The sequence below is a fragment of the Streptomyces sp. NBC_00005 genome (assembly GCF_045160215.1).
In the GTDB taxonomy this organism is placed as follows: Bacteria; Actinomycetota; Actinomycetes; order Streptomycetales; family Streptomycetaceae; genus Streptomyces.
The window spans coordinates 343413-368711 of sequence record NZ_CP108316.1 but is presented as its reverse complement, the minus strand read 5'-3'; the positions used below and the strand labels follow the sequence as shown (position 1 = coordinate 368711).

General features: G+C 68.7%; 21 protein-coding genes. 8 read left to right on the top strand and 13 right to left on the bottom strand.

The annotated features are described in order from the left end of the window. Positions 1–86: 86 nt before the first annotated feature. On the bottom strand, positions 87–689 hold the full coding sequence (locus tag OG303_RS01905; RefSeq protein ID WP_405864034.1) for a TetR family transcriptional regulator: 603 nt from the start codon (positions 687–689) through the stop codon (positions 87–89). Between the two features lie 482 nt (positions 690–1171). Here OG303_RS01905 and OG303_RS01900 point away from each other — a divergent pair, with 482 nt between their 5' ends. After that, complete coding sequence (locus tag OG303_RS01900; protein ID WP_405864032.1) at positions 1172–2023, top strand: alpha/beta fold hydrolase; 852 nt, start codon at positions 1172–1174, stop codon at positions 2021–2023. Between the two features lie 853 nt (positions 2024–2876). Next, the gene (locus tag OG303_RS01895; RefSeq protein ID WP_405864030.1) at positions 2877–3746 is read left to right on the top strand and encodes an alpha/beta fold hydrolase; all 870 of its coding nucleotides are present in this window, start codon (positions 2877–2879) and stop codon (positions 3744–3746) included. Between the two features lie 670 nt (positions 3747–4416). On the opposite strand, the gene OG303_RS01890 is transcribed toward OG303_RS01895, so the two are convergent. Further along, entirely contained in the window at positions 4417–4989 is a 573-nt protein-coding gene (locus tag OG303_RS01890) for a TetR/AcrR family transcriptional regulator (RefSeq protein WP_405864028.1), read from the bottom strand. A gap of 132 nt (positions 4990–5121) precedes the next feature. Between OG303_RS01890 and OG303_RS01885 the strand changes: the two genes are divergently transcribed. Next, on the top strand, positions 5122–6588 hold the full coding sequence (locus OG303_RS01885; protein ID WP_405864027.1) for an amidase: 1467 nt from the start codon (positions 5122–5124) through the stop codon (positions 6586–6588). Between the two features lie 320 nt (positions 6589–6908). Here OG303_RS01885 and OG303_RS01880 read toward each other — a convergent pair whose 3' ends face one another. Then, positions 6909–7376 (bottom strand): winged helix-turn-helix transcriptional regulator, encoded by a 468-nt coding sequence (locus OG303_RS01880; RefSeq protein ID WP_405864025.1) that lies wholly within the window; start codon positions 7374–7376, stop codon positions 6909–6911. Between the two features lie 93 nt (positions 7377–7469). Between OG303_RS01880 and OG303_RS01875 the strand changes: the two genes are divergently transcribed. Then, positions 7470–7970 (top strand): PaaI family thioesterase, encoded by a 501-nt coding sequence (locus OG303_RS01875; RefSeq protein WP_405864023.1) that lies wholly within the window; start codon positions 7470–7472, stop codon positions 7968–7970. A gap of 214 nt (positions 7971–8184) precedes the next feature. On the opposite strand, the gene OG303_RS01870 is transcribed toward OG303_RS01875, so the two are convergent. The 6 genes from OG303_RS01870 to OG303_RS01845 form a co-directional block, all read right to left on the bottom strand. Then, positions 8185–9252, bottom strand: coding sequence for an alkene reductase (locus tag OG303_RS01870; RefSeq protein ID WP_405864021.1), 1068 nt, complete (start codon positions 9250–9252; stop codon positions 8185–8187). A 663-nt stretch (positions 9253–9915) separates the two neighbouring features. Next, the gene (locus OG303_RS01865) at positions 9916–11805 is read right to left on the bottom strand and encodes a propionyl-CoA synthetase (protein WP_405864020.1); all 1890 of its coding nucleotides are present in this window, start codon (positions 11803–11805) and stop codon (positions 9916–9918) included. 177 nt (positions 11806–11982) lie between these two features. Then, complete coding sequence (locus OG303_RS01860) at positions 11983–12894, bottom strand: alpha/beta hydrolase fold domain-containing protein (protein WP_405864018.1); 912 nt, start codon at positions 12892–12894, stop codon at positions 11983–11985. 252 nt (positions 12895–13146) lie between these two features. After that, the gene (locus tag OG303_RS01855; RefSeq protein ID WP_405864016.1) at positions 13147–14727 is read right to left on the bottom strand and encodes a sodium:solute symporter family transporter; all 1581 of its coding nucleotides are present in this window, start codon (positions 14725–14727) and stop codon (positions 13147–13149) included. 67 nt (positions 14728–14794) lie between these two features. Beyond that, positions 14795–15112, bottom strand: coding sequence for a DUF485 domain-containing protein (locus OG303_RS01850; protein WP_405864014.1), 318 nt, complete (start codon positions 15110–15112; stop codon positions 14795–14797). A gap of 493 nt (positions 15113–15605) precedes the next feature. Beyond that, complete coding sequence (locus OG303_RS01845; RefSeq protein WP_405864012.1) at positions 15606–16568, bottom strand: LysR family transcriptional regulator; 963 nt, start codon at positions 16566–16568, stop codon at positions 15606–15608. Positions 16569–16695: 127 nt separating this feature from the next. Between OG303_RS01845 and OG303_RS01840 the strand changes: the two genes are divergently transcribed. Further along, positions 16696–17856 carry an iron-containing alcohol dehydrogenase gene (locus OG303_RS01840; RefSeq protein WP_405864010.1) on the top strand — a complete coding sequence of 387 codons (1161 nt, stop codon included), beginning with the start codon at positions 16696–16698 and terminating at the stop codon, positions 17854–17856. Between the two features lie 68 nt (positions 17857–17924). Then, on the top strand, positions 17925–18935 hold the full coding sequence (locus OG303_RS01835) for an enoyl-CoA hydratase/isomerase family protein (protein WP_405864009.1): 1011 nt from the start codon (positions 17925–17927) through the stop codon (positions 18933–18935). A gap of 480 nt (positions 18936–19415) precedes the next feature. On the opposite strand, the gene OG303_RS01830 is transcribed toward OG303_RS01835, so the two are convergent. After that, positions 19416–20429 (bottom strand): NADP-dependent oxidoreductase, encoded by a 1014-nt coding sequence (locus tag OG303_RS01830; protein ID WP_405864007.1) that lies wholly within the window; start codon positions 20427–20429, stop codon positions 19416–19418. Positions 20430–20552: 123 nt separating this feature from the next. Here OG303_RS01830 and OG303_RS01825 point away from each other — a divergent pair, with 123 nt between their 5' ends. Beyond that, the gene (locus tag OG303_RS01825; protein ID WP_405864005.1) at positions 20553–21062 is read left to right on the top strand and encodes a winged helix-turn-helix transcriptional regulator; all 510 of its coding nucleotides are present in this window, start codon (positions 20553–20555) and stop codon (positions 21060–21062) included. Positions 21063–21095: 33 nt separating this feature from the next. On the opposite strand, the gene OG303_RS01820 is transcribed toward OG303_RS01825, so the two are convergent. Further along, entirely contained in the window at positions 21096–21701 is a 606-nt protein-coding gene (locus tag OG303_RS01820) for a CGNR zinc finger domain-containing protein (protein WP_405864003.1), read from the bottom strand. Between the two features lie 65 nt (positions 21702–21766). Between OG303_RS01820 and OG303_RS01815 the strand changes: the two genes are divergently transcribed. Then, positions 21767–22642 carry an alpha/beta fold hydrolase gene (locus tag OG303_RS01815; RefSeq protein ID WP_405864001.1) on the top strand — a complete coding sequence of 292 codons (876 nt, stop codon included), beginning with the start codon at positions 21767–21769 and terminating at the stop codon, positions 22640–22642. 166 nt (positions 22643–22808) lie between these two features. Here the strand turns inward: OG303_RS01815 and OG303_RS01810 are convergent, their stop codons facing one another. Both OG303_RS01810 and OG303_RS01805 read right to left on the bottom strand, forming a co-directional pair. After that, entirely contained in the window at positions 22809–24254 is a 1446-nt protein-coding gene (locus OG303_RS01810) for a DHA2 family efflux MFS transporter permease subunit (protein ID WP_405863999.1), read from the bottom strand. Positions 24255–24384: 130 nt separating this feature from the next. Then, positions 24385–25083: an SDR family oxidoreductase gene (locus OG303_RS01805; RefSeq protein WP_405863997.1), complete on the bottom strand. Its 699-nt coding sequence runs from the start codon at positions 25081–25083 to the stop codon at positions 24385–24387. Positions 25084–25299 lie beyond the last annotated feature (216 nt).

Below are 25299 nucleotides of genomic sequence, written 5' to 3'. Positions count from 1 at the left end.
GGCGTCGTGGCCGTGCAGGCCAGGCGGTGAGTACTCAGGTGTGACCGGGCCGCCTGTGGCGCGGGCAGACGCGTGCCACAGGCGCGTCAGCCGACGGTCTCGGTGCGCTCATCCCTGACGCCCAGCAGGGCGAGGGCGTTGCGAATGCCCTGCTCGAGGAGTTCATCGGCGAGTTGTCTGTCGGAGAGGGCGCGGGAGAGTTGTAGCGTCCCGGCCATCATGGCGTAGGCGGCGAGCGCCTCGGTGCGCACCGAGAGCGGATCGTCCGGTGCCAGGCGGGCGGCGATGCCGTCGATGACTACCAGTACGCCGTCGGTGTACGCCTGCTTGGTCGTGTCCGCGCAGCGTCGAATCTCGTCGAGCAGGGCGGCGGAGGGGCAGCCGTCGTCGGAGCTGTCGCGGTGCCAGGTGGACAGGTACCACCGCACGATCTGCTCGAGCCCTGCGCGGCCGGGAGCCGCTTGCGCGACGATGCTCGCGTTCTGCGCCTGCAACTGGTCCGCGACCGCGGTCGCCACGAGGTCGTCCTTCGACGCGAAGTGGGTGTAGAAGGCGCCGTTGGTCAGCCCCGCGTCCCTCATGAGGCTTGAGATGCCCGAGCCGTCGATGCCGTCCCGCTTGAACCTGCGCCCGGCGGCCTCGATGATCCGCTGCCTGGTCGCCTCCTTGTGCTCTTTCCCGTACCGCACCGCCCACTCCTTCGCTCACCGGAGGGAGCCGCTTGCCCTCTACCGGCTCCCTCGCTGTATTGTATTGCGAACGTAATTCAAAGTTTTCAGGGCGTCGGCGGCCGTCCGGCGGCGACGGCTGGGTCGCATGCCGGGCGGGCTCGCACTCGCGACGGACGGTCTCGTTCCCGGTGCGGACTTGCCCTGTCGTGCCGCGCAGGCTGTCGTCGACCGCGAGAACTCGCCCGCACCCACACCTTCTCTGTATAATATTATGAATGTAATGTAATTTGCCATCCCGGAAGTGTCGCGCAGGTCAGCAACATGGTCGAGCGGGCGATCGACTGATTCGCGTGGCTCCATGCCCCGGTCGGCAACGCCGGTTCGGCGCACCGGTCGCCGGTGGGGGCAACCCCGTACCGCAACGTCGGCACGTCTTCGGCGTGCTGGGCGAGCCGGCCCGCGAGATGTCACGTGCACCCGCCAATGAGAGAAGGGCACCCATGAGCACCTATCTGGCAGACAAGGCCGAGGACCTCACCGTCGAAGGTCCCTCCGCGCGGTTCACCTACCGGCGGATGGGGCCGCGGAGCGACGTCCCGCTGGTTCTGTTGAACCGCTTCCGCGGAACCATCGACTGGTGGGACCCGGAGTTCCTGGACCTCCTGGCCGTCGACCATGATGTGATCGTGTTCGACAATGTCGGCGTCGGCTACACCGACGGCGAGCCGCGCGACTCCCTCGAAGGATTCGCCGAGGGTGCCGTCGAGTTCATCGACGCACTCGGCCTCGCGCAGGCAGACCTGCTCGGCTGGTCCCTGGGTGGCATCGTGGCCCAGCGTGTGGCCGTGCGTCGGCCAGAACTGGTGCGCAGGCTCGTCGTGGCGGGCAGTGGCCCGGCCGGCTGGGTGCCCGGCGCTCCGGACTTCAGCGAGAAGGTTCTCGGCATCATGGCCAAGCCCGATGCCGACCTGGAGGACATGCTGTACCTGTTCTACCCCGAGACGGAAGCTGCCCGCGCCTCCGGGCGCGAGCACTTCGACCATGTCTCGACCCGGCTTGCCGCCGGCGGCCCCGCGGTCTCCGAGGCGGCGGCGCAGGGCATGCTCACCGCGGCGGCCGCGCTCCTCGCGGCTCCCTTTGATCAGGTGGTGGCGGAACTGGAGGCCATCGAGCATCCGGTCCTCTATGCCAACGGCCTGAACGATGTGATGATCCCCGCCCATAACTCCTATGTCGCGGTCCAGCACCTCGCCGACGCGACTCTCGTGCTCTACACCGGTGCCGGCCACGCCTTCCTCTTCCAGTGCGCCAGGGCCTTCACCAAGCAGGTGGCAGACTTCCTCGCCGCCTGATAAACGCCGACAGCGCCGCCTGTCCCGAACCCTGGCGGCCGGTGGACCATCGCGCAGGGGCCGCCTCACGCAGCTGTGAGGCGGCCCCTGCGTGATGGTCGAACGTCACCAGCACGCGGCCCCGCCGGCAGCCGGTGCGTTGCGACGATGTGCCCTCACGGAGATGGCTTCATGCTTACTGTAGTCCGGCTGTTCTGCACAGCCGGGGTCCGTCATGGGCGCCGAGCCGCAGACGCTGCCTTCCCTGAGCCGCGTGCTGGCCATGCCGGTGATCTGCCGCGGCCGTCGTCGGGCTGTGCTGTCCCCGTACGGCGTCACGCCTTCCCTGCGTTTCGCGCTGCAAGGCTTCCCCGGGAGTGCGACGACCCCTGACGGTTCACCGGCACACACTTCGCCAGCGCCGGCTCCCGTGCCGCGCAATGCCGTAGCGGTCAGGCGGTTCGAGCACCCCGGGGAGTTGCCGCGGTCCGGCCGGACGATGGTTCCTCGGTGGCGGCGGCATTGGCTCGTCTGTCATGGCATGGGAGCCCATGGAGATCTGACGTGCCGGCCTTTCTGGTCCTGACGACGGGCTCCGCGGTGTGGGCCTGAGGGTAGCCGGGGCGGCGATCCCTGCTCCATGAGGAGAGCGGTCGCGCTTCCGGCGTTACCGATGCGCGATCCCGGCATCGACACCACCCTGTTCGGCTCGCCCGCTTGCGCCCAAATAGAATTACGGTCATACTTCAATGGTCGACGTGATGCTGAGGGACTCGACCGCACAGGATTCCCGCTTCCGCTCCCACGGCCTTCGATCGCTGACACCGCAGACCGCAGCCGCAGTCTCGAAACACCCACGGAGAAGGGCACGACCGTGAATGACTCACAAGAAGTACGAGGCGACGTGGTGACGTCGTACAAGAACGCACCGACCCGCACCGTCACCGCCGGAGGAGTGACCTTCGCCTATCGCGAGCTCGGCCCCGAGTCCGGTACGCCGGTCGTCTTCATCACGCACCTCGCCGCGGTCCTCGACAACTGGGACCCCCGGGTCGTCGACGGCATCGCAGCCAAGCATCGGGTGATCACCTTCGACAACCGAGGTGTCGGCGCTTCCACCGGCTCGACGCCGCGCACCATCCAGAAGATGGCTAGCGATGCCGTCACCTTCATCCGGGCGCTCGGGCTCGAATACGTCGATCTCCACGGCTTCTCGATGGGCGGCATGATCGCCCAGGTGATCGCGCAGACCGATCCGGACCTCGTCCGCAAGCTGATCCTCACGGGTACCGGGCCCGCGGGAGGTGAGGGCATCAAGAACGTGACCTGGTTGTCCCATCTCGACACCGTGCGAGCGCTGTCCACCCTTCAGGACCCGAAGCAGTTCCTCTTCTTCACCCGCACCGCGGGCGGGCGCCGGGCCGGGAAGGAGTTCCTGGCCCGGCTCAAGGAGCGCACCCAAGACCGGGACAAGGCGATCTCCCCCATCTCGTACAGCAACCAGCTCAAGGCCATTCACCGCTGGGGACTGGAGCCGCCCCAGGATCTCTCCGTCATCCACCAGCCCGTACTCGTCGCGAACGGCGAGAGCGACAGAATGGTGCCGACGAAGAACTCGCACGACCTGGCCCGGCGGCTGCCGAACGCCGAGTTGGAGATCTACCCGGACGCCGGGCATGGCGGCATCTTCCAGTTCCATCGTCAGTTCGTGGAGACGGCTCTCGAATTTTTGGCACGGCAGTAGGCGTGAGGTGCGGTTGTCGCGTGGGCCAAGGGCGTGGTTCTGGGACGCCCGGCGATGCCGAGGTGGTCGTCGCGGACGACGAAGGCGTTGAACCTGGCGTGGTGGACGCCCTGTTGGTCTCGGGAGCGAGTCTCGGCCCCACCTGCGGGCGAGCGCCGGCCCCGCCGCCGTTTCGCGGGAGGCGGTTCCAGCGTTCTGGCTCCACCCGCCGATCGGGCTAGTCCCCTCCGGGGTGGGGCCGATGCTGTCCCGATCGGTCCCATCAGGGCCGCCGAGAGGGCCAAAACCCACGCGAAAGTGGCGCCGGACCTCGTCCGTGAAGCCACCCTGTCATTGAGCCGGTGGGAGCCTCGAAGGACCTTCCAGCCCGTTGGCCCGGCCAGGACGTCCTCGACGCACGAGCGGGCCTTGGGTGTGGGCGGTGGTGTTCCTGCCGAGGCAGCCGTCCGCGAAGACGGCACCTCCGCTGACGGCAGTCCTTGGTATCGGACAGCTATCACGCCCTGCGGCGATTGCCCGCAGTTGTACGTCCCCCCGGCTGGTCGGTGCGAGAGGGAGAAGTCCCCAGTGACACCGCAGGCGGCCACGAGCCGTCCCGGTTCGGGTGCGGTGGCCTCACGTAGGGTGCGCTGGAAACGCGTGGTCACCCGGCATGGATCGACCGTTCCCCTCAGCGCATGAACCTGAGGGCGTTCTCGACTCCCTGCTCAAGGACCTCATCGGCGAACTTCCCGTCGGAGAGGGCGCGGGACAGCTGCAACGTCCCCACCAGCATGGTGAAGAGCCCGATGGCCGTACCGCGGGCGGACCCCGGGTCCTCCGGCGCCAGGCGGGAGGCGATCTCTTCCACGATGGTCCGAGCGCCGTCGGTGTATGCCTGCTTGGTGTCGTCTCCGCATCGGCCGATCTCGTCGAGCAGGGCGGCGGAGGGGCATCCGAGGTCGGGGTGGTCCCGGTGCTCGGGTGACAGGTATTCGCGAACGAAGTCTTCGAGTCCCGGGCGGCCGGGCCGCAGAGTGGCGTACCTCTCGACCTGCGTGCGCAGTTCTTGGGCCACGACATGGCCGACGAGGTCGTCCTTGGAGGCGAAGTGGGCGTAGAACGCTCCGTTGGTGAGCCCGGCATCCGACATCAGCGTGGAGATGCCCGAGCCGTCGATGCCGTCCTGCTTGAACCGATGACCGGCCGTCGCGATGATCCGCTGCCGCGTGACCGTCTTGTGCTCCTTGGTGTAGCGCGCCACGGGAGCTTCCTCCATTCACTCCGCGGGGCCATTGCCCCTGAGCCCCATCCTAATCTATGGTCTGACGTACGTAATATTATGGTTGGCAGGTGATTTTGCGTCTGGTCTGCCACCGTCAGAGATGAGGCATGCGTGCGTGACGTTCCCTTCCGATCCGTCATGGAGCAGTCACGCGCGCTGGCCGCAGGTGAGATCTCGAGCGGGGACCTCGTTGAGCTCTATCTCGAGCGGATCGCCACCCACAACCCCGCACTGAACGCCGTGGTGACCCTCGATCCCGAGCGTGCCCGTCGCGAGGCCGGGGAAGCGGACGCCGCGCGGGCGGCGGGGCAGGACCTCGGTCCGCTGCACGGAGTGCCGATCACGGTCAAGGACAGCTTCGAGACAGGCGGGATGCGCACCGTCTGCGGGCGCACGGACCTCAAGGGCTACGTCCCCGACCAGGACGCCGAGGCGGTCAAGCGGCTGCGCTCGGCCGGTGCCGTGATCATGGGGAAGAGCAACATGCCGCCGGGCAACCAGGACGTCCAGGCCGACAACCCGGTGTTCGGTCCCTCGTCCAACCCGTGGGACACCACCCGCACTTCGGGCGGGTCCGCCGGAGGCGGCGCCGTCGCCACCGCCGCGGGTCTCACGGCCTTCGACTTCGGCTCGGAGATCGGCGGATCGACCAGGATCCCGTCCCACTTCAACGGCCTGTACGGGCACAAGTCGACCTGGCGGTCGATACCCCTCGTCGGGCATGTGCCCTACGGCCCGGGCTCGGGCCGATGGGCGGACGCCGACATGGGCTGCGGCGGCGCACAGGTCCGCGACGCCCATGACCTCGTGCCGATCCTGCGCGCAACGGTCGGGCCGGCCGACTACGACGGCGGTTTCAGCTACACGCTCGCGCCGCCGCGCGCGACCAGGCTCGCCGACTTCCGGGTCGCCGTCTGGGGCGAGGATCCCGCGTGCCCGGTCGACAGCGACGTCGCGGCAGCTGTGCACGACGCGGTCACTGTGCTTCGGGTGGCCGGCGCGAAAGTCACGGTCCAGCCTGCGAGCCTCCCCGTCGACATCGCGACGAATCACCGGAAGGTCTTCCTGCCCCTCCTCTATGGCGCGGGCGACCGCACCGGCCTCACTCCTGCCTCCCGCGCCGCGGCGCTGGCCCGGTTCGTCCGGCACCCGCGGGGCGACGCCGGTCCCGCTCTGCTCGGAACCTTCCAGTCCCACTTCCGCTGGCTGCAGGCCCACATGGTGCGCAACGAGCTCCGGCAGCGATGGTTCGAGTTCTTCCAGGACTTCGACATCGTGCTCATGCCGGTCACCCCGACGGCCGCCCCCGTCCATCACGGCAAGCTGATCGACGCGTTCGGGCGGCCCTTCGAAGTCGACGGTGTGCGGCGTCCTTACTGGGACCAGGTCAAGTGGAACGCCGTCGCCAATGTCTCCGGGGGGCCGTCGACGACCATCCCGGTGCGCAAGGGCCGGGGCGGACTGCCCATCGGTCTGCAGGCCATGGGGCCGAGCGGGGGCGATCTCACCACCGTCGAGTTCGCCGCGCTGCTGGGCCGGGAAATGGACGGCTTCGTGCCGCCTCCGGCCTTCGTCTAGACCCAGACCGTCCGTGGACCTCGACCGCCTGCCTTGAGAACCGAGGAAAGCGACGATGCGCAAAAATCCGAGCCGCGAGTGTCACGACTGCTGACGGATTCTGCATCCGTCTACCGGGCGCACAGGGACGGTCTTCGGCAGCGCCGGCGTCACGCGTGGCGGCCTCCGCAGCGATACCCGCGCATCCTCCGGTTCGTCGACCCGCTGCCCATGACGTCCACAGGCAAGAACCCAGCGGCCGCGTGAGTTGCTGCGCCAGGTGCGGCGTGGCGAGGAGCCGACGTTCCATCGCCGTCCGGCGCGACTCCGGGGCCGATGACTCACGTGCGGAGGCGAGCGCCGGGTCCCAGTCGGGCGGTGACGTCCCGAGGGGTGAGGGTGGAGTGTTCCGTGGAGCACTCGATGACGACGCGGACCGGAGCGTCGCAATCGGTGTGGCGAATGTCCAGCACCGGTCCCTCCGGGCCGAGGGCGTATGTCTCGCCCCATTGACTCAGAGCCATCAGCACGGGCCACAGGTCCCAGCCCTTGCGGGTCAGGTGGTACTCGTTGCGGGAACGGGTGCCCGGCTCCTGGTAGGGGACGGTCTTCAGGATGCCGGCCGCGGCCAGCTTCCGGAGCCGGTCGCTGAGGACGGCTTCCGACAGGCCGATGTGCCGGTGGAAGTCGTCGAAGCGTCGGACTCCGTTGACGGCGTCACGCAGGATCAGCAACGTCCATTTCTCTCCGACCACGTCGAGCGTGCGCTGGACGGGGCAGTTCTCGGTGCTCGCCTCAAGCCACTCCATGCAGCCATCGTAGGGGCCTGGCTTCGTCATTGACAGTCAGGTAATCGAGAGGCTAGCTTCACTTGTAAAAGTTAGATCGAAAGGCGCTCGGCCGTGGGGCGAACACGTACGTATCAATGGGAAGATCCCGCGATCCTGGCGGAAACCGCCGGGCGCATGGCTGGCATCGACTTTCTGCGCGAGCTCCAGGCGGGGCGACTGCCGGGACCGCCCATCAGCTACGCCATGGACTTCGCCCTGGCCGAGGTGGAGCCCGGCAGGGCGGTCTTCGCTCTGACGCCGGGCGAGGAGCACTACAACCCGATCGGCAGCGTGCACGGCGGCATCTTCGCCACCCTGCTCGACTCGGCGGCGGGCTGCGCCGTCCAGTCCACCCTCCCGCAAGGCATGGCCTACACCTCGCTCGACCTGACGGTGAAGTTCCTGCGGCGGATCACCGTGGCAACGGGCACGGTGCGCGCCATCGGCACAGTTGTCAGCCAGGGACGTCAAACCGCCCTCGCCCAAGCGCAGTTGGTGGACGCGAAAGACCGTCTGCTCGCCCACGCCACCAGTAGCTGCATGCTCTTCCCGGTGCCCCCTTCGCAAGGGTGACCCTCGACGGCGGCCGGTGAGCCGGACGCCGCTCCCTACCCATTGGTGTCTCATCCGGACTCCCTTGACCTCGGCGCGGAACGCCGGGGTGCGAGGTGATACAGCTGCGGCGCATGGCGGTGGCGACCCTTGACTCCTCGGGCGTCGGCCGCTGTGCGCCGCAGCTGTATCGCGGCGCCCGAGGTCGGTGATTCCCTCGGGCGCCGTGCCGTCGTCAGGCGGCGAGCGTGGGGTAGTCGGTGTAGCCGGCCGCACCACCGCCGTAGAACGTGGCCGGATCGGGGGTGTTCAGGGGTGCGCCGGAGCGCACACGCTCGATGAGGTCTGGATTGGCGAGTGCCATCGAGCCAACGGTGATGACGTCCGCCAGGCCGTCCTCGATGTCCTTGGCGCGGGTGGCTATGTCGGTGCCGGCCCGGTTGAGGAGCAGCGCGGTCGGCCACAGCTTGCGGAGGGTGTGCAGCAGTTCCTCGTCGCCGCCGTGGCCGATGTGCAGGTAGGCGAGGTTGAGGGGGGCGAGAGCGCGCAGGAGGTGCGGGTAGAGCTCGTGGGGGTCGCCCTCCGCGAGGTCGTTGAGCTGGAAGGGGTTGCCGGGGGAGATCCGGATGCCGGTGCGGCCGGCGCCGATCTCGTCGGCCACGGCAGTGGCGACCTCCACCGCGAAACGGATGCGGTTGTCGAGGGAGCCGCCGTACTGGTCGGTGCGCTGGTTGGCGCTGGGGAAGAGGAACTGGTTGACCAGGTATCCGTTGGCCCCGTGGATCTCGACGCCGTCGGCGCCGGCCTCGATGGCGGCCGCGGCGGCGCGCCGGAAGTCGTCGACCGTCGCGGCGACCTCCTCGGTGGACAGCTCGCGCGGCTCCGGCATCTCCTGGAGCCCGGACGGGGTGAACGTCTGGCCCGCGGGCTTGATCGCGGAGGGAGCCACCGGCTGCCGGTGGTGGGGCGTGCTGTCGGGGTGGGAGATTCGCCCGGCGTGCATCAGCTGGATGACGATGCGTCCGTCGGCCTTGTGTACGGCGTCGGTGACCTTGCGCCAGCCGGCGATGTGTTCCTCGGTGTAGATGCCCGGGGTCACCGGGTAGCCCTGGCCGTCAGCGGAGGGCTGGGTGCCCTCGGTGATGATGAGGGCGTGCGAGGCGCGCTGGGCGTAGTACTCGGCGTTCAGCTCGGTCGGCACCCCTTCCGGGGTGGACCGGCTCCGTGTCAAGGGTGCCATCGCCAACCGGTGGGGCACGGGGATCTCTCCGACGACGGTCGGGTTCCACAGGGCGTTCAGCATGGGTGATTCCTCGGGTGATGGGCGACGGATCGCCAAGGGCGGGGCGGGAGTCGTGTGGGCGAGGTCATCGGGCGCTTTTGCTGCCGGGCCTGATGACGAACCCGGAATGACCCCGTCGGACGAGTGCCGTCGGCGCGATCCATAGAATTACGATCGTAATCGTATGCGGTGACGTCGATGGCGGCAAGTCCTTGCCCATGAGGTGAGTCGAGCCGGAGGCCATCACGGAGGCAACCGTTGTTCAGCTAGCCCAGTCGATGGCCGCGGCGCTCGACGCTGTCAGCCACTCCTGTTTGCCCTGTTGAGCCGGTACGTCGGGTGAGCGCCCACGGCACGTCGACGGGACCGGTTCGGACCACCGCCGTCACGGCGCCTGTGATGCCTGCCACGGTGTGGCACTCCGGGAGGTGTCGTTCATGGGCTGCGGCGCGGCCTGGTCCCTCACCGGGTATAACCGCCTTCGGCGAAGGACCTCTTGGACTGCGTGAACGCATGTCGGCGGTGTCCTCGGTGAGGACCCAGCCCTCCCGGCGTGGTGGCTCAGCGACGGCGACCGACCTGTGCCCGGAGTTGCCGTGCTCTGCCCACCCGGGCTGAGCGGCCGGCTCGCGAGTCCGGTGCACGCGTTGCTCCGCCACCGTCGATCAAGCCGTCAGCCGACCTTCACGTGCTGTGATCGGCGCGGCGAAGTACCGGGCGCAGGACCTCGATGACGTTGGGATCGTCCACCGTGGAGGGGATGGGTTCGTCGTGGCCGTCGGCGATGCCGCGCATCGTCTTGCGCAGGATCTTTCCCGAACGGGTCTTGGGCAGGGCGGCCACGACCGCGACGTCCCTGAGGGAGGCGACGGCGCCGATCCGGTCGCGTACGAGTTGGACGAGTTCGGCCTCGACCTCGGTGGCGTCGCGGCTGATCCCGGCCTTCAGGACGACGAAACCGCGGGGCACTTGTCCCTTTAGGGTGTCGGCGACGCCGACGACGGCGCATTCGGCGACGTCGGGGTGGGCGGCCAGGGCCTCTTCCATGCTGCCGGTGGACAGGCGGTGTCCGGCGACGTTGATGACGTCGTCGGTGCGGCCCATGACGAAGACGTAGCCGTCGTCGTCGATGTGTCCGCTGTCGCCGGTGAGGTAGTAGCCGTCGTAGGCGGAGAGATAGGAGGCGACGTAGCGGTCGTCGTCGTTCCAGAGGGTGGGGAGCGCGCCGGGTGGCAGGGGGAGCTTCACGACGATCGCGCCGTCGACGCCCGCGGGCACCGGCTTGCCCGAGGCGTCGAGGACGCGGACGTCCCAGCCGGGCAGCGGGCGGGTGGGGGAGCCGGGCTTGAGGGGGGCGGCTTCGAGGCCGACCGGGTTGGCGACGATGGGCCAGCCGGTTTCGGTCTGCCACCAGTGGTCGATCACCGGGACGTCCAGGAGGGCGCTCGCCCAGTGGTAGGTCTCGGGGTCGAGGCGCTCGCCGGCGAGGAAGAGGTAGCGCAGGCCGGAGAGGTCGTAGTCGGCGGTGAGGGCGCCCTTCGGGTCCTCCTTGCGGATGGCTCGGAACGCGGTGGGGGCCGTGAACATGGTCTTCACGCCGTACTCGGCGGCGACCCGCCAGAACTGGCCCGCGTCCGGGGTGCCGACCGGCTTGCCCTCGTACAGGACCGTCGTCGCGCCGGCCAGCAGGGGCGCGTAGACGATGTACGAGTGCCCGACGACCCAGCCGACGTCGGAGCCGGTGAACATCGTCTCGCCCGGGCCCACGTCGTAGACGGCACCCATCGACCAGTGCAGGGCGACCGCGTAGCCGCCGCAGTCCCGCAGGACTCCCTTGGGTTTCCCGGTCGTTCCGGACGTGTAGAGGATGTAGAGCGGATCGGTCGCGGCGACGGCAACGCAGTTGGCCGGTGGCGCGGTGGAGACCAGCTCGTTCCAGTCGAGATCGTCGGGTCCCAACTCGGCCGGTTCCTGCGGGCGTTGCAGGATCACGCTCTTCTCCGGCTTGTGGGTGGCGAGTTCGATCGCCCGGTCGAGCAGGGGCTTGTACGGGATGACGCGCTTGCCCTCGATGCCGCAGGAGGCGGAGACGACGACCTTGGGGGCCGCGTCGTCGATGCGCAGGGCGAGTTCGCGCGGCGCGAACCCGCCGAAGACGACCGAGTGCACCGCGCCGATACGTGCGCACGCCAGCATCGCGACGGCGGCCTCGGGGACCATCGGCATGTAGATCACCACTCGGTCGCCGACTCCTACCCCGAGCTGCGTGAGCGCTCCGGCGAAGGCCGCCACCTCGTCCCGCAGCTGTGCGTAGGTGTAGGTGCGCCGGGTGTCGGTCACGGGTGAGTCGTAGACGAGCGCGGGCTGTTCGCCCCGTCCTGCCGCTACGTGCCGGTCCAGCGCGTTGAAACAGACGTTGAGCCGCCCGTCGGGAAACCAGCGGTAGAACGGTGCGCCCGAAGAGTCAAGGGCGCGTCGCGGAGCGACATCCCAGTCGATGCCCTCTGCCGCCTTCAGCCAGAAGCTCTCCGGGTCTTCGGTGCTGGAGCGGAAGACATCCTCGTACATTCCCATCGCGCACTCCTTTGTGGCATCGAGGGTCCGGGGTGTGGTGGCTTACGGAACGGTGTCGGACACGAGTCCCGCATGCCGGCCGACATTGTCGAGGATGCCGGAGACCGGTGACCCGGTCACCGGCATCGCGGTGGTGTGAGGTCCGGTCAACGGACCCGCCGTCGGTTCAGGTTCTGCTCAGGCGCCGAGGTGCTTGCGGAGCCACTGGCCCATCCGCTGGATCGCCTGGTCCACCTCGGGCACCCGCCCCGCGCCCAGGACGAAGGAGTGCTGCCCCTCGGGCATCGGGTGGACCTCGGAGGTGACCTTGAAGTCCGCGAGCCGGCGGCCGAGCTGGGCGCCGTCGTCGGCGAGGGTCTCGTACTCGCCGTAGTGGACAGCCGTGGGCGGCAGGCCGGTCAGATCGGCGTTCACGAGGCTGATCTTCGGGTCGGCGAAGTCCACTCCGGGCTCCTGCAGCCAAGCCCCTCGGAAGAGCTCGAGCGTGGTCCTGCTGAGCATCTTGTCGTTGTCCTCGTTCTCGTCGACCGACGCGTTCTTCATGGTGAGGTCGGTCCACGGCGAGACGCTGACGATCGCGCCCGGTGTCGGCTCGCCGTTCGCGAGCAGACGCAGCGGCAGCAGTACCGCGAGGGTGCCGCCGATCGAGTGGCCCGTGCTGCCGATATTGCGCGGTTCGTAGCCCTGCGAGAGCAGCCAGCGGTAGGCGGTCTCGGCGTCGTCGAGCTGCGCCGGGTAGGGGTGTTCGGGCGCCAGGCGGAAGTCCACGACCAGCGAGCGGGCGCCGGCCGCCTTCGCGATGTGACCGGCCGCCTTGCGGTCCGAGTGCATCGAGGCGGTGACGGATCCGCCGAAGTGGAAGTGGAGCAGCGCCTTGTCGGGGTCGGCGCCCTCGGGGATCGCCCACAGGGCGGGGACGCCGCCCGCGTCGACCTCGGCGTAGGTGACGCCTTCGGGTTCGGTCGACGCCTTGTGGTTGGAGTCGACGATGTCGCGGATCACGGCCAGGTCGAGGCCTGGCGTCGAGGTCTTCGCGCTCACGCTCTCGAGGAACTGTGCGAACTGCTGTGCCTCCGGACTTACGCCCATGGTGGTGCTCCTTCAGAGGTTGCTGCCACGCCTGCTTCGCGCATGTGCAGCCAGGTCGATGTGCTGGTCGTGACGCTACTTGCTGAGTATAGAAAAGTAAACTCAGATCGTCGGAATCGTAGGGATGGATGCCATGTCCGGTACTGCTCGTCCCACGGAGGTGCTTGCGGAGGCCGCGTCTGACCTGGGGCGAAGCCGTTACGCCGACCACGTGGTCGACGGGGTCGTCTGTGAGCGACGACGCAGAACCGCCTAATGCCGCGGATCGGTGATCTGAGGTCCGACGGCCTTCCCCGTCGAGATCCTGAATTGCATGTGTCGAAAATCGAGTTCGGAGTCTTCGGGCGAGCCAACGCTGCCGAGCCACCCGAGGACGAAGGCCGCGGGCACGGAAACCAGGCCAGGGGTCTGGAACGGATACCAGTCGAAACTCGCTTCCGGCCACAGCGCGAACTCGGTTCCCGAGACGATGGGCGAGAAGACCGTGAGGACGATGCAGAGCATGAGTCCGCCGTAAACGGACCACAGCAACCCTCGGCGGTTGAACCGGCGCCAGAAGAACGAATAGATCAACGCGGGGAAGACGCAGGACGCCGCGACGCTGATGGAGAAAGCCACCAGAAAATCAGTCGGATACCGGTGGATGGCGGCGGCCAGTGAAAGGCCCACCGCGCACACGATGACAGCGGCCACGCGCAGCGCCCGCACCTCCCCGGTGTCGGTGCGGCGGCGCTTGCCTCGCGCGAACACGTCATGGGCGAAGGAGACGGCGGCAGCGAAAGTCACGCTGGTCACGGTCGTGAGCACGGTGAGGAAGACGACGCACGCAATGACCGTGATGAGCACGACGCGTCCTGTCGAGCCGTCACGGAGTACGTCCGAGGCCAGCTGGATCGGGGACGACTGCCCAGTGGCATCGACCGCGCCGATGCCGGTCGCGCCCACCACGGCCGCTGACGCGAAGCCTGTGGTGATCAGGAGAAGGACGAAGGCGCCGACCAGTGCCGTGGCGATACTCATGGACCGCCGTGCCGCGCGCCCGGTCCGGGACGCGCCGATCCGGAGGAGCTGGTGAGGCATCACGGCCGTACCGAGGATGAAGACCAGGTGATTGCCGAATGTGTTGAGCGCCCCGAGGCTCGCCGTGTACGGCCAGAACCCCGGCCTCAGATATTCGTCCGGTGCGAGGCTCTTCTTCGCCGCGGTCGAGAGCAGAGATCCGGGATCCCAGTCGAATTTCCTGAGGGCCAGCAGTGTGATCACCGCAAGCGTGACAAAGGTGATCGGTACCTTGGCGACGTGCATGAAACTGTTGCCCCTCAGACCCGCCACCGTGGCGAAGCAGGCGACGAGGCAGCCCATCACTATCGTGCACACCGCCCGGGCCCCGTCACTCGATGCGCCGATCAGGAGGGCCGCACTGCTGCCGGCGACCCGCAGTTGGATCACGAGGAGGGGAATCGTGATGGCCAGCGTCACCGCGGTCCCAGCGATTCGGGGCCCCGAACCTGACGCCCGCAACGAGAAAAGGTCGCCGAGAGTGTAACGGCCGCTGTTGCGTATCTTCTGCGCGAGGAGCAGCAGCACACCGAGCATGATCAGACCGTCGAGGGCGTACGTGAAGCCGTCGTATCCGAACAGGGCGACGCCCCCGGAGACCGTCAACAGGGTGACGATCGAGATCTGCTCGCCGGCCATGGCGAATCCGTTGAAGACGGGGGAGAGGGCCCGGTCGGCGACATAGAGCCTCTCCGGGTTGTCCTCCTCCGCTGTGGCCAGTGCGAAGAGCCACAGCAGAGAGATCCCGATGAAGATCAGGAAGGCGACGATCACGGGGCGTCTCGCTTCCGACCCGATGGGGTCGAGTACGCCCGAGCTCAGGATGTAAATGCTCATCGCTTCACCGCCAGAACCCGTTGACGGTGGCGACACCTGACGTCTCGTCGTGGTGCACGTCGGACGTCAGGGACTGTTCGATGGGGTCGGACGACCGCGTGCTCCGGCTCTCGTACAGCCAGGCGGTGGCGACGAAGAGTCCGCATTGCAGGATGCCCCACACCAGACCCAGAGTGAGCTCGCCGTACACCCGCACCGCGGGGACGTCGGTGAAGCAGGACAGCACGCTCCCGACGGTGAAGGGAACCGCGTTGACGACCAGGAAGGCACGCTGCGTGCGACGTTCGGTCTCGCGGAGGGTATCCAGGCGTTGCCGTTGCATGGCACCGAGCGGGGGGCGAGGTGCCGGTGGGCGACCAGGGGGAGTCGGGGGGACGTACGGGTGCACGGAATCTCCAGGCGGTGAGGGTGGGTAGCGGCGCAGTGCGCAGCGTTCCGGCGCCAGGGCGGGATCCCGTCGGCGACGGAGTGGACGATGACGAGCAAGGGGCAACAGGTGTGGGCGCCTTGGCGGAAGTACGGCATGCAGCATGGGAAGCGCTGCTCGCATCTGTCGTCACTCGATGCACAGGGTGCTGTGTCGGGTGCCTGGCGAATGAACGCGGACGAAGAGCCGGGCGCAGATCTCGAAGCCTCTGCAGGACCTCGCGAAAGGGTGCGCGTGCTCAGGCCGTTGTTGTCGTGATGCGCCGTATTGCGATCAGAGGATCACGGATCGTGTGATGACCTGTCAACGATCTGTCAGCTGTGTGTGTCATGTCACCTGGCACACAGGTCCAGGCCGCCACTCCCGCCGCCGAGAGCCCGGGCAGCGTTCATTCCGGCAGCAAGTCGGCGGCCCGTTCGGCGACTTCATGCCGGAGAGCGGCCCATACGGCGCGTACGGCGGGGTGTGTCACCGCCTCGCGGCGGACGGCCAGGGTGATGGGGAGCCGGATGTCGATCTCGTTGGCGAGCAGCCGGCGCAGTTGCGTCCGCTGTGCCAGGAAAGCCGGCAGGACGCCGATGCCGGCCCCCTGCTGGGTGGCTTCGAGCTGGGCGAAGACGTTCGTCGAGGAGAACGCCGGGATCATGCCGGGAAGGTGGTGTTCGATGTCGAGGTCGCCGACTTGCAGCATCGACTCGATGTAGAAGATGAGGGCGTGCTCGCGCAGTTCGGTCACCGTCTCCGGTCGACCGTACCGGGTGAGGTAGTCGTCGGAGGCGTAGAGGCCCAGTGTGTAGTCGGTGAGGTGTTCGGTCACCAGGTGGCTGCTGGAGGGAACGCCGATGACGAGAGCGAGATCGAAGCCCGACGGGCGCAGGGCGAGCTGTCGTGTCGCGGTGATGAGTTCGACCTGGAGCTGAGGGTGTTGGCGGCGCACCCGCACGAGGGCGGGTGTGGCGACGGCGGTGCCGAAGCCGTCGGGCGCGCTGACACGCACCGTACCGTGCAGGGATGGCGCGTCCTGGCCCGCCACGGTGTCGGCGACGCGGTCGACGGCCTCGTCGATCGCGCGCGCATACTCCGAGACGGCTCGTCCGATGTCCGTCAGTGTCCATCCGTCTCTGCCGCGCTCGATGAGGCGCAGGCCGACGCTCTTCTCCAGTGCGGCGATACGGCGTGACACGGTGGTGTGATCCACGCCCAGCGCGTCGGCGGCTGTCACCAGACGCCCGGTACGGGACAGCGCTAGCAGGTAGCGCAGATCGTCCGCGCGGAGTCTGCGCGGATCGACGGAGTGACGGGAGCCGGCCGGCTGCGGAGCAGGATCCTCGTCCGAGGAACGGGGGTGCACGCTTCGACCGTATCTGCGTTTTCGCACAGGCGGGTGTGCGCCATTGGCGGTTGATCGCACACACTGCGGGGCCACACAGTCAGGGCAGTGGGCGCACACGCCCCGCAGTTCTTGTGAAAGGGCCGCCATGGTTGCCAGCCTCGCTCTCCCCCGGATTCTGCGCGTCGGCGGCGGTGCCGTCGGCGAGCTGGGCGACGTCGTCGCAGGGCTGGGACTGAGCCGCCCCCTGCTGGTCACGGACGCGTTCCTCGCCGGGACCGGTGCGGCGGAACGCCTGATGACGACGCTCGAGCATGCCGGACTCCAGCCGCGCCTGTTCGCCGGCACCGTCCCGGATCCGACGACCGACTCGCTCGGCGCGGGCCTGACCTTGCTGCGGGAACACGGGGCGGACTCGGTGATCGGGTTCGGCGGCGGCAGCCCGTTGGACACCGCCAAGGCCCTCGGCCTGCTGGGTGTCCAGGGCGGCCGGATGCGGGACTACAAGGCCCCGCGCACCAACCTCGGCCCGGCCCTTCCGGTGATCGCGGTCCCGACGACCGCGGGCAGCGGCTCGGAGGCCACCCAGTTCACCATCATCACCGACAGCGCCACGGACGAGAAGATGCTCTGTTCGGGGCCGGCGTTCCTGCCGATCGCCGCCGTCGTCGACTACGAACTCACCCTGTCGATGCCGCCCCGGCTGACCGCCGACACCGGCGTCGACGCGCTCACCCACGTCGTCGAGGCGTACGTGAGCCGCAAGGCCAACCCGTTCTCCGACGGCCTCGCGTTGAACGCGATCCGGACCATCGGCCGCCACCTCCGCCGCGTCTACGCCGACGGGGGAGACGCCGAGGCCCGCGAGGCGATGATGCTCGCCGCGACCCAGGCCGGCATCGCCTTCTCCAACTCCAGCGTGGCGCTCGTGCACGGCATGAGCCGCCCGATCGGCGCGCACTTCCACGTCGCTCATGGCCTGTCGAACGCGATGCTCTTCCCCGCGGTGACCGCGTTCTCCGTACCCGCCGCCGAGAGCCGGTACGCCGACTGCGCCCGCGCACTCGGAGCCGCCAGGGACGGCGACAGTGACGCCGTGGCCGCCGAGAGGTTCGTGGAGGCGCTCCGCGACCTGTGCAAGGATCTTGAGGTGCCCACCCCCCGGGCCCACGGCATCGACAAGGACGAGTGGTTCCGCCTGTCGCCCCTCATGGCAGAACAGGCGCTCGCGTCCGGATCCCCGGCCAACAACCCCGTCGTACCCACCGCGGACGAGATCCAGGATCTCTACGCGCAGATCTACGCCTGACACCTGGCGAGTGAGGAACCGTGATGGCCACGACAGCCAGGTCCACGCGGATGGCGAGATGACGAGCTATGACTGAGACCGCTGCGGTCCAGATTCTCGCCGACGTCCATCGGGGCGTCGGCCGGATCCTGCTGAACCGGCCCAAGGCGCTCAACGCCCTGACGACAAGCATGGTCGGTGCCATCGACGGCGCGCTCGCCGCATGGGAGCACACCCACCTGACCGCTGTGGTGCTCGCCAGCACCAGCACGAAGGCGTTCTGCGCCGGCGGAGACATCCGCACGATCCGCGATCACAGCCTCGCCGGGGATGTCGCGGCCAGTGAACGGTTCTTCGCCTCCGAGTACCGGCTCAACGCCCGGATCGCCGAGTATCCCGTCCCGGTCGTGTCGCTCATCGACGGTCTGTGTATGGGCGGTGGTCTGGGTCTGTCCGTCCACGGCGGCTTCCGTGTCGTCACCGAGAGCGCGGTGCTGGCGATGCCCGAGACCGGTATCGGGTTCTTCCCGGACATCGGGGCCAGCTACTTTCTGCCGAGGCTGCCCGGCGCGATCGGCATGTACCTGGGACTGACCGGGCACCGGCTCGACGCGGCCGACGCCCTGTACACGGGGCTGGCCACGCACTTCGTCCCCAGGGACGGGCTCCACGCGGTCGCGGACGCTGTGGCCGACAGCCCCGGCGACCCGGTGGACGTCGTCCTGAACCGCCTCGCCGGCCGTTCCCCGGTGGCGGAGAGCAGGCTGGCGGAGGTACGCGGGGACGTGGACTGGGCGTTCGGTGCCCCGACCCTCGGCGAGATCGAGAAACGCCTGCACCACCTCGACACGCCCTGGGCCGCAGCCGCGCTGGCCGCCCTGGAGGCGGCCTCGCCGCAGAGCCTGGAGATCACTCACGCCTTGCTCGCCCGGGGCAGGCAGTACACGTTGCGCGAGTGCCTCGCCATCGAACTCGCCGTCACCCGCACGACCATCCGCACGCCGGACTTCCTGGAGGGCGTCCGCGCGGCCCTGGTCGACAAGGACCGCAGTCCCAACTGGCAACGCGCGTCGAGCGGTGGAGGGACGCGGCCGGCCTGAGCATTTCCGTGGCGAGCGGGACACCGCCTTGTACAAGGGGCCGTTCGTGCTGCGGCAGACGTTCGACGGGGGCAGGGAGGGGTGCTGAGCGCACTCGCGGGTACCGCGAGCGGATCCTTTGGGACAGGGAACGATCTGCTTGAGTCCGGCGCGGTCGGGAATCGTCTGCGCGACGACGGTCGCCTTCTGTCGCTGCCGACGGCGACCGCGGTGGTGACGAGGTCGTCCCGAAGCCGGAGCGGAAGGCGCCGTCGGTCGGCTCACGTCCGTCACGAGCGTCGAGACCCGCGACCAAGGCCTTGACCACGGCCTGGGTCAGGGCAAGGCGGCGTGGTGCGCTGCGCCGCGAGCGCATGCCGCCGTGAAATTGCACCGAGATGCCGACAGCGACGAGGCTCTCCTCGAAGTGGTCGCCGATGGAGAGCCGACAGCGTCGTCGTCCCCGGCGGCCTCGCCGGGGCGAAGGTGGCCAGTCTGATCTCAGTCGCTCTTGGACACCATGGAGACCACGACCTTGCCGGCCTTGGTGCGGCCCTGCTCGACGTATGCCATCGCCTCAAGTGTCTGGTCGAACGGGAACGTCCTGTCGATGACCGGGCGCAGCTGCCCGCTGTCATAGAGGGCGCCGAGCTTGCGCAGCTGGGAGCCGTTGGCCTGCATGAAGAAGAACTGGTAGCGCACACCCAGCGCCTTGGCCTGCTTGCGCACCTTGCGGCTGAGCGTGTTCATCACCAGGCCCATGAACGACGGAGCCCCGAGCTGCTTGGCGAACCCGGCGTCCGGCGGGCCGACGACACCGATGGCGATGCCGCCCGGCTTCAGCACCGTCAACGACTTCTCGAGGTTTGCCCCACCCAAGGAGTCCAGCACCACGTCGTAGTCGGACAGCACCTTCGAGAAGTCTTCCTTGGTGTAGTCGACGACGACATCGGCGCCGAGGCTCCTGACCAACTTCTCGGTGTCGGTGTCCGTCGTCGTCGCCACTGTGGCGCCGAGGTGCTTGGCGAGCTGGATGACCGTCGACCCGAGGCCACCGGCACCGGCGTGGACGAGTACCTTCTGACCCGGCTTCACGTGTGCACGGTCGACGAGGATCTGCCAGGCGGCCAAGGCCACCAGGGGCACTGCGGCTGCCTCCTCGAGGGTGAGCGAGGCCGGCTTGGGCGCGACGTCGTCCACATCGATCGCGATGAACTCCGCGAAGCCTCCGATGCGCAGGTCGCGCGGGCGTGCGTAGACCTCGTCGCCGACCTTGAAGCTGCGCACGGCGGAGCCGACGCGCGTCACGACACCGGCCAGGTCATGGCCGAGCACGAACGGGAGCTTGTACTTCAGGAGCTGCTTGAACTCCCCGTTGCGGACCATCTTGTCCAGCGGGTTGATGCTGGCGGCGCTGACTCTGATCAGGACGTCGCGGTCCCCGACGGCGGGCTCGGCTACCTGTGCGGCGCGCGCGCCGTCCTTGCCGTACTTCTCAACGACGAATGCCTTCATGGCAGTCACCTTCTGCGTGATCTTTCCGCACCCGTCTCTCGCGTGCGTCCCGGCTGATGTGCCGGTCACGACGTTACTTCCTGAGTATAGGAAAGTAAACTCAGGAGAGGTTAGTATCACTCCATGGATGCGAGGACCGAAGCTCTTCAGGACGCCGACATGGACCCCCGTCTCGACCGGGACATGTCGAACTGCTCGATCGCAAGGACCCTTGAGGTCGTGGGGGAGAAGTGGACGATCCTGATCCTGCGCGAGGTCTGGTACGGCTCGTCCCGCTTCGGCGACTTCGAACGCGTCCTGGGCTGTCCCCGCAACCTCCTCGCGGCGCGGCTGAAGATGCTCGTGGAGGAAGGGATCCTGGCCACCGAGACCTACAAGGTGCCGGGCTCGCGGAGCCGGCCGAAGTACGTGATCACGCCCAAGGGCATGGATCTGGTTCCGGCCGTGATGGGGCTGCTGCAATGGGGTGACCGCTACCGCGCCGACCCCGAGGGCCCGGCCATGCTGACGCGACACCGCGGCTGTGGGGCGCACGTCGACGCCCAGATCTACTGCGACCGAGGTCATGCCGTGGAGGCGCAGGACATAGAAAGCGTCCCCGGCCCGGCGTTCCGGATGAAGTCCACCGACTGACCTGAGCGCGGTCGCGCCGGGGGCCGTGGCGGGTCAGTCTGCCGTGGTGTGCTCACCCTGTCTGGCCCGGGCCTGGTGGAGGCGGACCTTGGTGCGGTTGCCGCAGCGGGTCATCGAGCACCAGCGGCGGTTGTGGGCGGGGGAGCGGTCCAGGAAACGCAGGGCGCAGGTATCCGCGCCGCAGACACGCACGCGCCGGATCTCCGCGGACAGGAGCAGATCCACGGCGTCCTGGGCGATCAGCGCCAGCGCGGCTGCGGGATCGATGGCGATGCTAGCGGTGTCGGTGGGCTCCAGGCGGCCGCCCCTGATGGTGATCTGTCGCGCGGGCCGGGGTGCCTCCGCCGCTGAGGCGTTGAGCAGCTTGACGTCGCCGGCGGAGGGCAGCCGACCGTCGGAGACCGCGAGTACGGCCCGGTCGGCCGACTCGCGCAGCCGTCGGCCCGACGCCAGGACGTCGGCATCGACTAGGTCCGGGGCATCCGGTGCGAGCAGGCCGGCCTGCTGAAGCCAGAGGGCCAGGTCGCCCGAGTTCCTGAGCGTCTCCGTCGGAGTGGGCCGCCACCGGTGGCGGCGGGTGTTGATGAAGTCCAGGCAGATCCGCCCGCCGTCCCAGACCCATGTGTCGTCCGTTGCCACGCCTTCATTGTGCACGTTAGGTTTAACCCCTTAAGAGGGTTAGCTCGTGCCGAGGAGGCGCATCCATGGGACAGCCCACAGTGACCACTGGTGTGACGCAGGTCGACGGGATCCGCCTGCACTACCTCCGAGCGGGATCCGGTCCTCTGCTCGTCCTGCTCCACGGCTGGCCGCAGACCTCCGACTGCTGGCGGCCGGTGCTCGCGGATCTCGCCGCCGACCACACCGTCGTGGCACCCGACCTGCGGGGCTACGGCCTGAGTGACAAGCCCACGACCGGTTACGACAAGCGGCGGATGGCCGCCGACATGGCCGGCCTTGTCGAAGCGCTCGGCTTCGACAAGGCCGCGGTCGTGGGCCACGACCGCGGCGCCCGTGTGGGGCATCGCTGGGCGCTGGACCGCCCGGACCAGGTGGAGCGGCTGGCCGTGCTCGACATCGTGCCGACCCGCGAGATGTTCCGCCGGCTGGATGCCTCGCTCGCCTCCGGGTACTGGCACTGGCTGTTCCAGATGCAGCCCGATCTGCCCGAGCGGCTTGTGGGGCCCGACATCCGCGGGTATCTCGAGTACTTCTTCGAACGGTGGACCTACAACCGCCACGGCCTGACACCGGAAGCCGTCGATGGCTACGTCCGCGCGTTCTCCCGCCCGGGTGCGATGCGTGCGAGTTTCGACGACTACCGCGCCATGGAGCAGGACATCGCCCTCGACGACATCGACGCCGCCGAAGGACACCGCCTCACCATGCCGGTACTGGCACTGTGGGGTTCCGCAGGGCTGCCCTCCCGCCTGCCGACGCTGGAGATCTGGCGCGACTACGCGGACGAGGTGACCGGTGCCGAGATCCCGGAGTGCGGCCACTTCATCCCGGAGGAGCAACCGGAGGCGCTGCTGGCGCATCTGCGGCCCTTCCTGACGCACGGCGCGAAACCAGAGTGACGAGAGCGGCGCCACTCCGGCCGGGGAGTACCGGCACGGAGTGAGCCGGCCGAAGGGCCTCGACCCCGCTGCGATGTCCCCGCACGGCGAACGGGCCCGGAAGTCAGGACGGCCCGAGGGGGCGGCCCAGCCACAACAGGCTGGGCCGCCCCCTCGGTACCGGGCCTCAGATCGCGACCGGGGCCGGAACATCCCCCGCGGAGAAGCCGGCATCCGGGCCGTCTGCCTTGCGCTGCCGGGGCATGAGCAACGCCAGGGCCGCCGCCAGGGCGACCGCCCCGGCTCCGACCCAGAGCGCCGGGACCAGCCCGTCCACGAACAGCGACGCCGATCCGTAGCCGCCCTGTGCGGAGAAGACCGCCGCCAGCGACGCGACGCCGATGGCGCCGCCGACTTCGCGTATCGCGTTGTTGGCGCCGGAGGCTATGCCCTGCTCCTCCGGGCGGACCGTGCTCATGACGAGGTTCGCGCTGGGGGCGAAGAACATGCCCATGCCGATTCCGCATACGATCAACGCCGGCAGCAGAGCGGTGTACGACACCTGCGGCTCGACGGCCAGCGCCCAGAGCCCGAGGCCCACCGCGTTCAGGGCCATGCCCACCGTGACGACGGGAGCGCCGCCGATGCGGTCGGACAACGCCCCGGCCAGTGGCCCGGCGATCATGGGCATGGCGGTCCAGGGCAGCATCCGCACGCCGGCCTCCATCGGCGAGTAGCCGCCGACGGTCTGCAGGTACTGGCTGAGCAGGAAGATCGCCCCGAACATGCCCAGGAACATCAGCAGACTGGCGGCGTTGATGGCGCTGAAGGAGCGGTGGCGGAAGAGACGCATCGGCAGCATCGGATGCTCGGCGCGCAGTTCGTAGAGGACGAAGCCGACGAGCAGGACTGCACCCGCGAAGAAGCCGCCCAGAACCGGCGTGCTGGTCCAGCCGTCGGCGTTGCCGCGCACCAGGGCGTAGACGATGCCGAACAGACCGCCGCTGGCCAGGACCGTGCCGACGAGGTCGAGGCTCGGGTGCGGGCCGCGGCTCTCGTCCAGCCGCAGCAGGGCGAGCGGGATCAGCGCCAGGCCGATGGGGACGTTGACCCAGAAGATCCACTGCCAGGAGAGGTGTTCGGTGAGTGTGCCGCCGATGAGGGGTCCGGTGGCGACGGCGATGCCGCTGGCCGCGCCCCAGATGCCGAAGGCCGCGCCGCGCCGCTCGGCCGGGACGGCGGCCGACAGCAGGGTGAGCGTTAGCGGCGTCACGATCGCGGCCCCCACGCCCTGCGCCGCACGGGCGGCGATGAGTTCACCCATCCCGGGGGCGAGTGCGGCCGCGGCCGAGGCGGCCGTGAAGATCGCGAGCCCGACGGCGAACAGTCTTCGGCGGCCGAAGCGGTCGCCGAGGGAGGCGCCGAACATGAGCAGGACCGCGAAGGTGAGGGTGTAGGCGCTCACCGTCCATTCGAGGTCTTCGAGTCCGCCGCCGAGGTCCTCGCGGATGGAGGGCAGAGCGGTGGTGACGATCAGGTTGTCGAGCGCGGTGATGAATCCCGCCACGCTGGTGATGGCCACGGCCCAGACGGCGCTGCCGCCCCGAGCCGATTGCTTGCGGTGCTCGTTCATGACGTTCCCTTGGTAGACGTACGTGGCGAGTGATCAATGGGTGGATGCCGGGGCGCGACGGCGCGGCGTGCGATACCGAGCACCGGCCCGGCATCGGCCGGCTCGGGGAGGATTCCTGGGCCGCTGGCCCTCAGGGGAGCTGTGGGTAGAGCACCGACACGCCCCCGGACAGCGCGGCCTGCGCCTGGCGGGCGGCGTTGTCCGCGAGGATCTCGTAGGCGCCGGCGGCGATGCCGTCGACGGCGATCCGGGCGATGTCGGCCGGGTCGGACTTGGCCGCGTCGACTGCCCGGACCATGTCCGTGTCCATGTAGCCGACGTGCAGGCCAGCCACTCGGATGCCCTGGTCGGCGAGCTGCAGGCGCAGGGCGTTGGTGAGCGACCACTCCGCGGACTTGGCGGCGCAGTAGGCGCCGAATTCCGGGAAGCTGACCCAGGACAGGCCGGACAGGATGTTCAGGATCGTTCCGCCGCCGTTGGCCGCGATCTGGGGTGCGAAGGCGCGGGCCACCGACAGGGTGCCGAAGTAGTGGGTGTCCATCTCCAGGCGGATGTCGTTCAGGTCAGCTGTGAGCAGGTCGGCGCCGGTGTTCGACCCCGCGTTGTTGACCAGGACCGTCACGTCGCCGGTGACCGCGGCGGCGGCCGCCACGGAGGCGGGGTCGGTGATGTCCAGCGCGATCGGCTTGGCGCCGGGCAGGTCGACCTGGTCGAGGTTGCGGGCGCCGGCGTAGACGGTGGCCCCGCGGCTGAGCAGTTCGGCGGCGAGTGCCCGGCCGAAGCCCCGGTTGGCTCCGGTGACAAGGGCGGTGCTTGTGGAGAGATCCATGGAGAGTTCCTGGTGAAGTGGGTGTTCCCAGTCGGCCGAAGACAGGTGGTCTGGCTGGAAAGGAGAGCCGAGCAGTCGTCTGGGAGGACTCTGCGATTTAAATTACGATCGTAAGATTAAGTGTCGAGAGTAGTTGATCGCAAGCGGACCAGCACCACCTGCACCGGCGTGGGCCCGCGTCACGGGCCCACGCGTTGTGGTCGATCCGGACCTCCG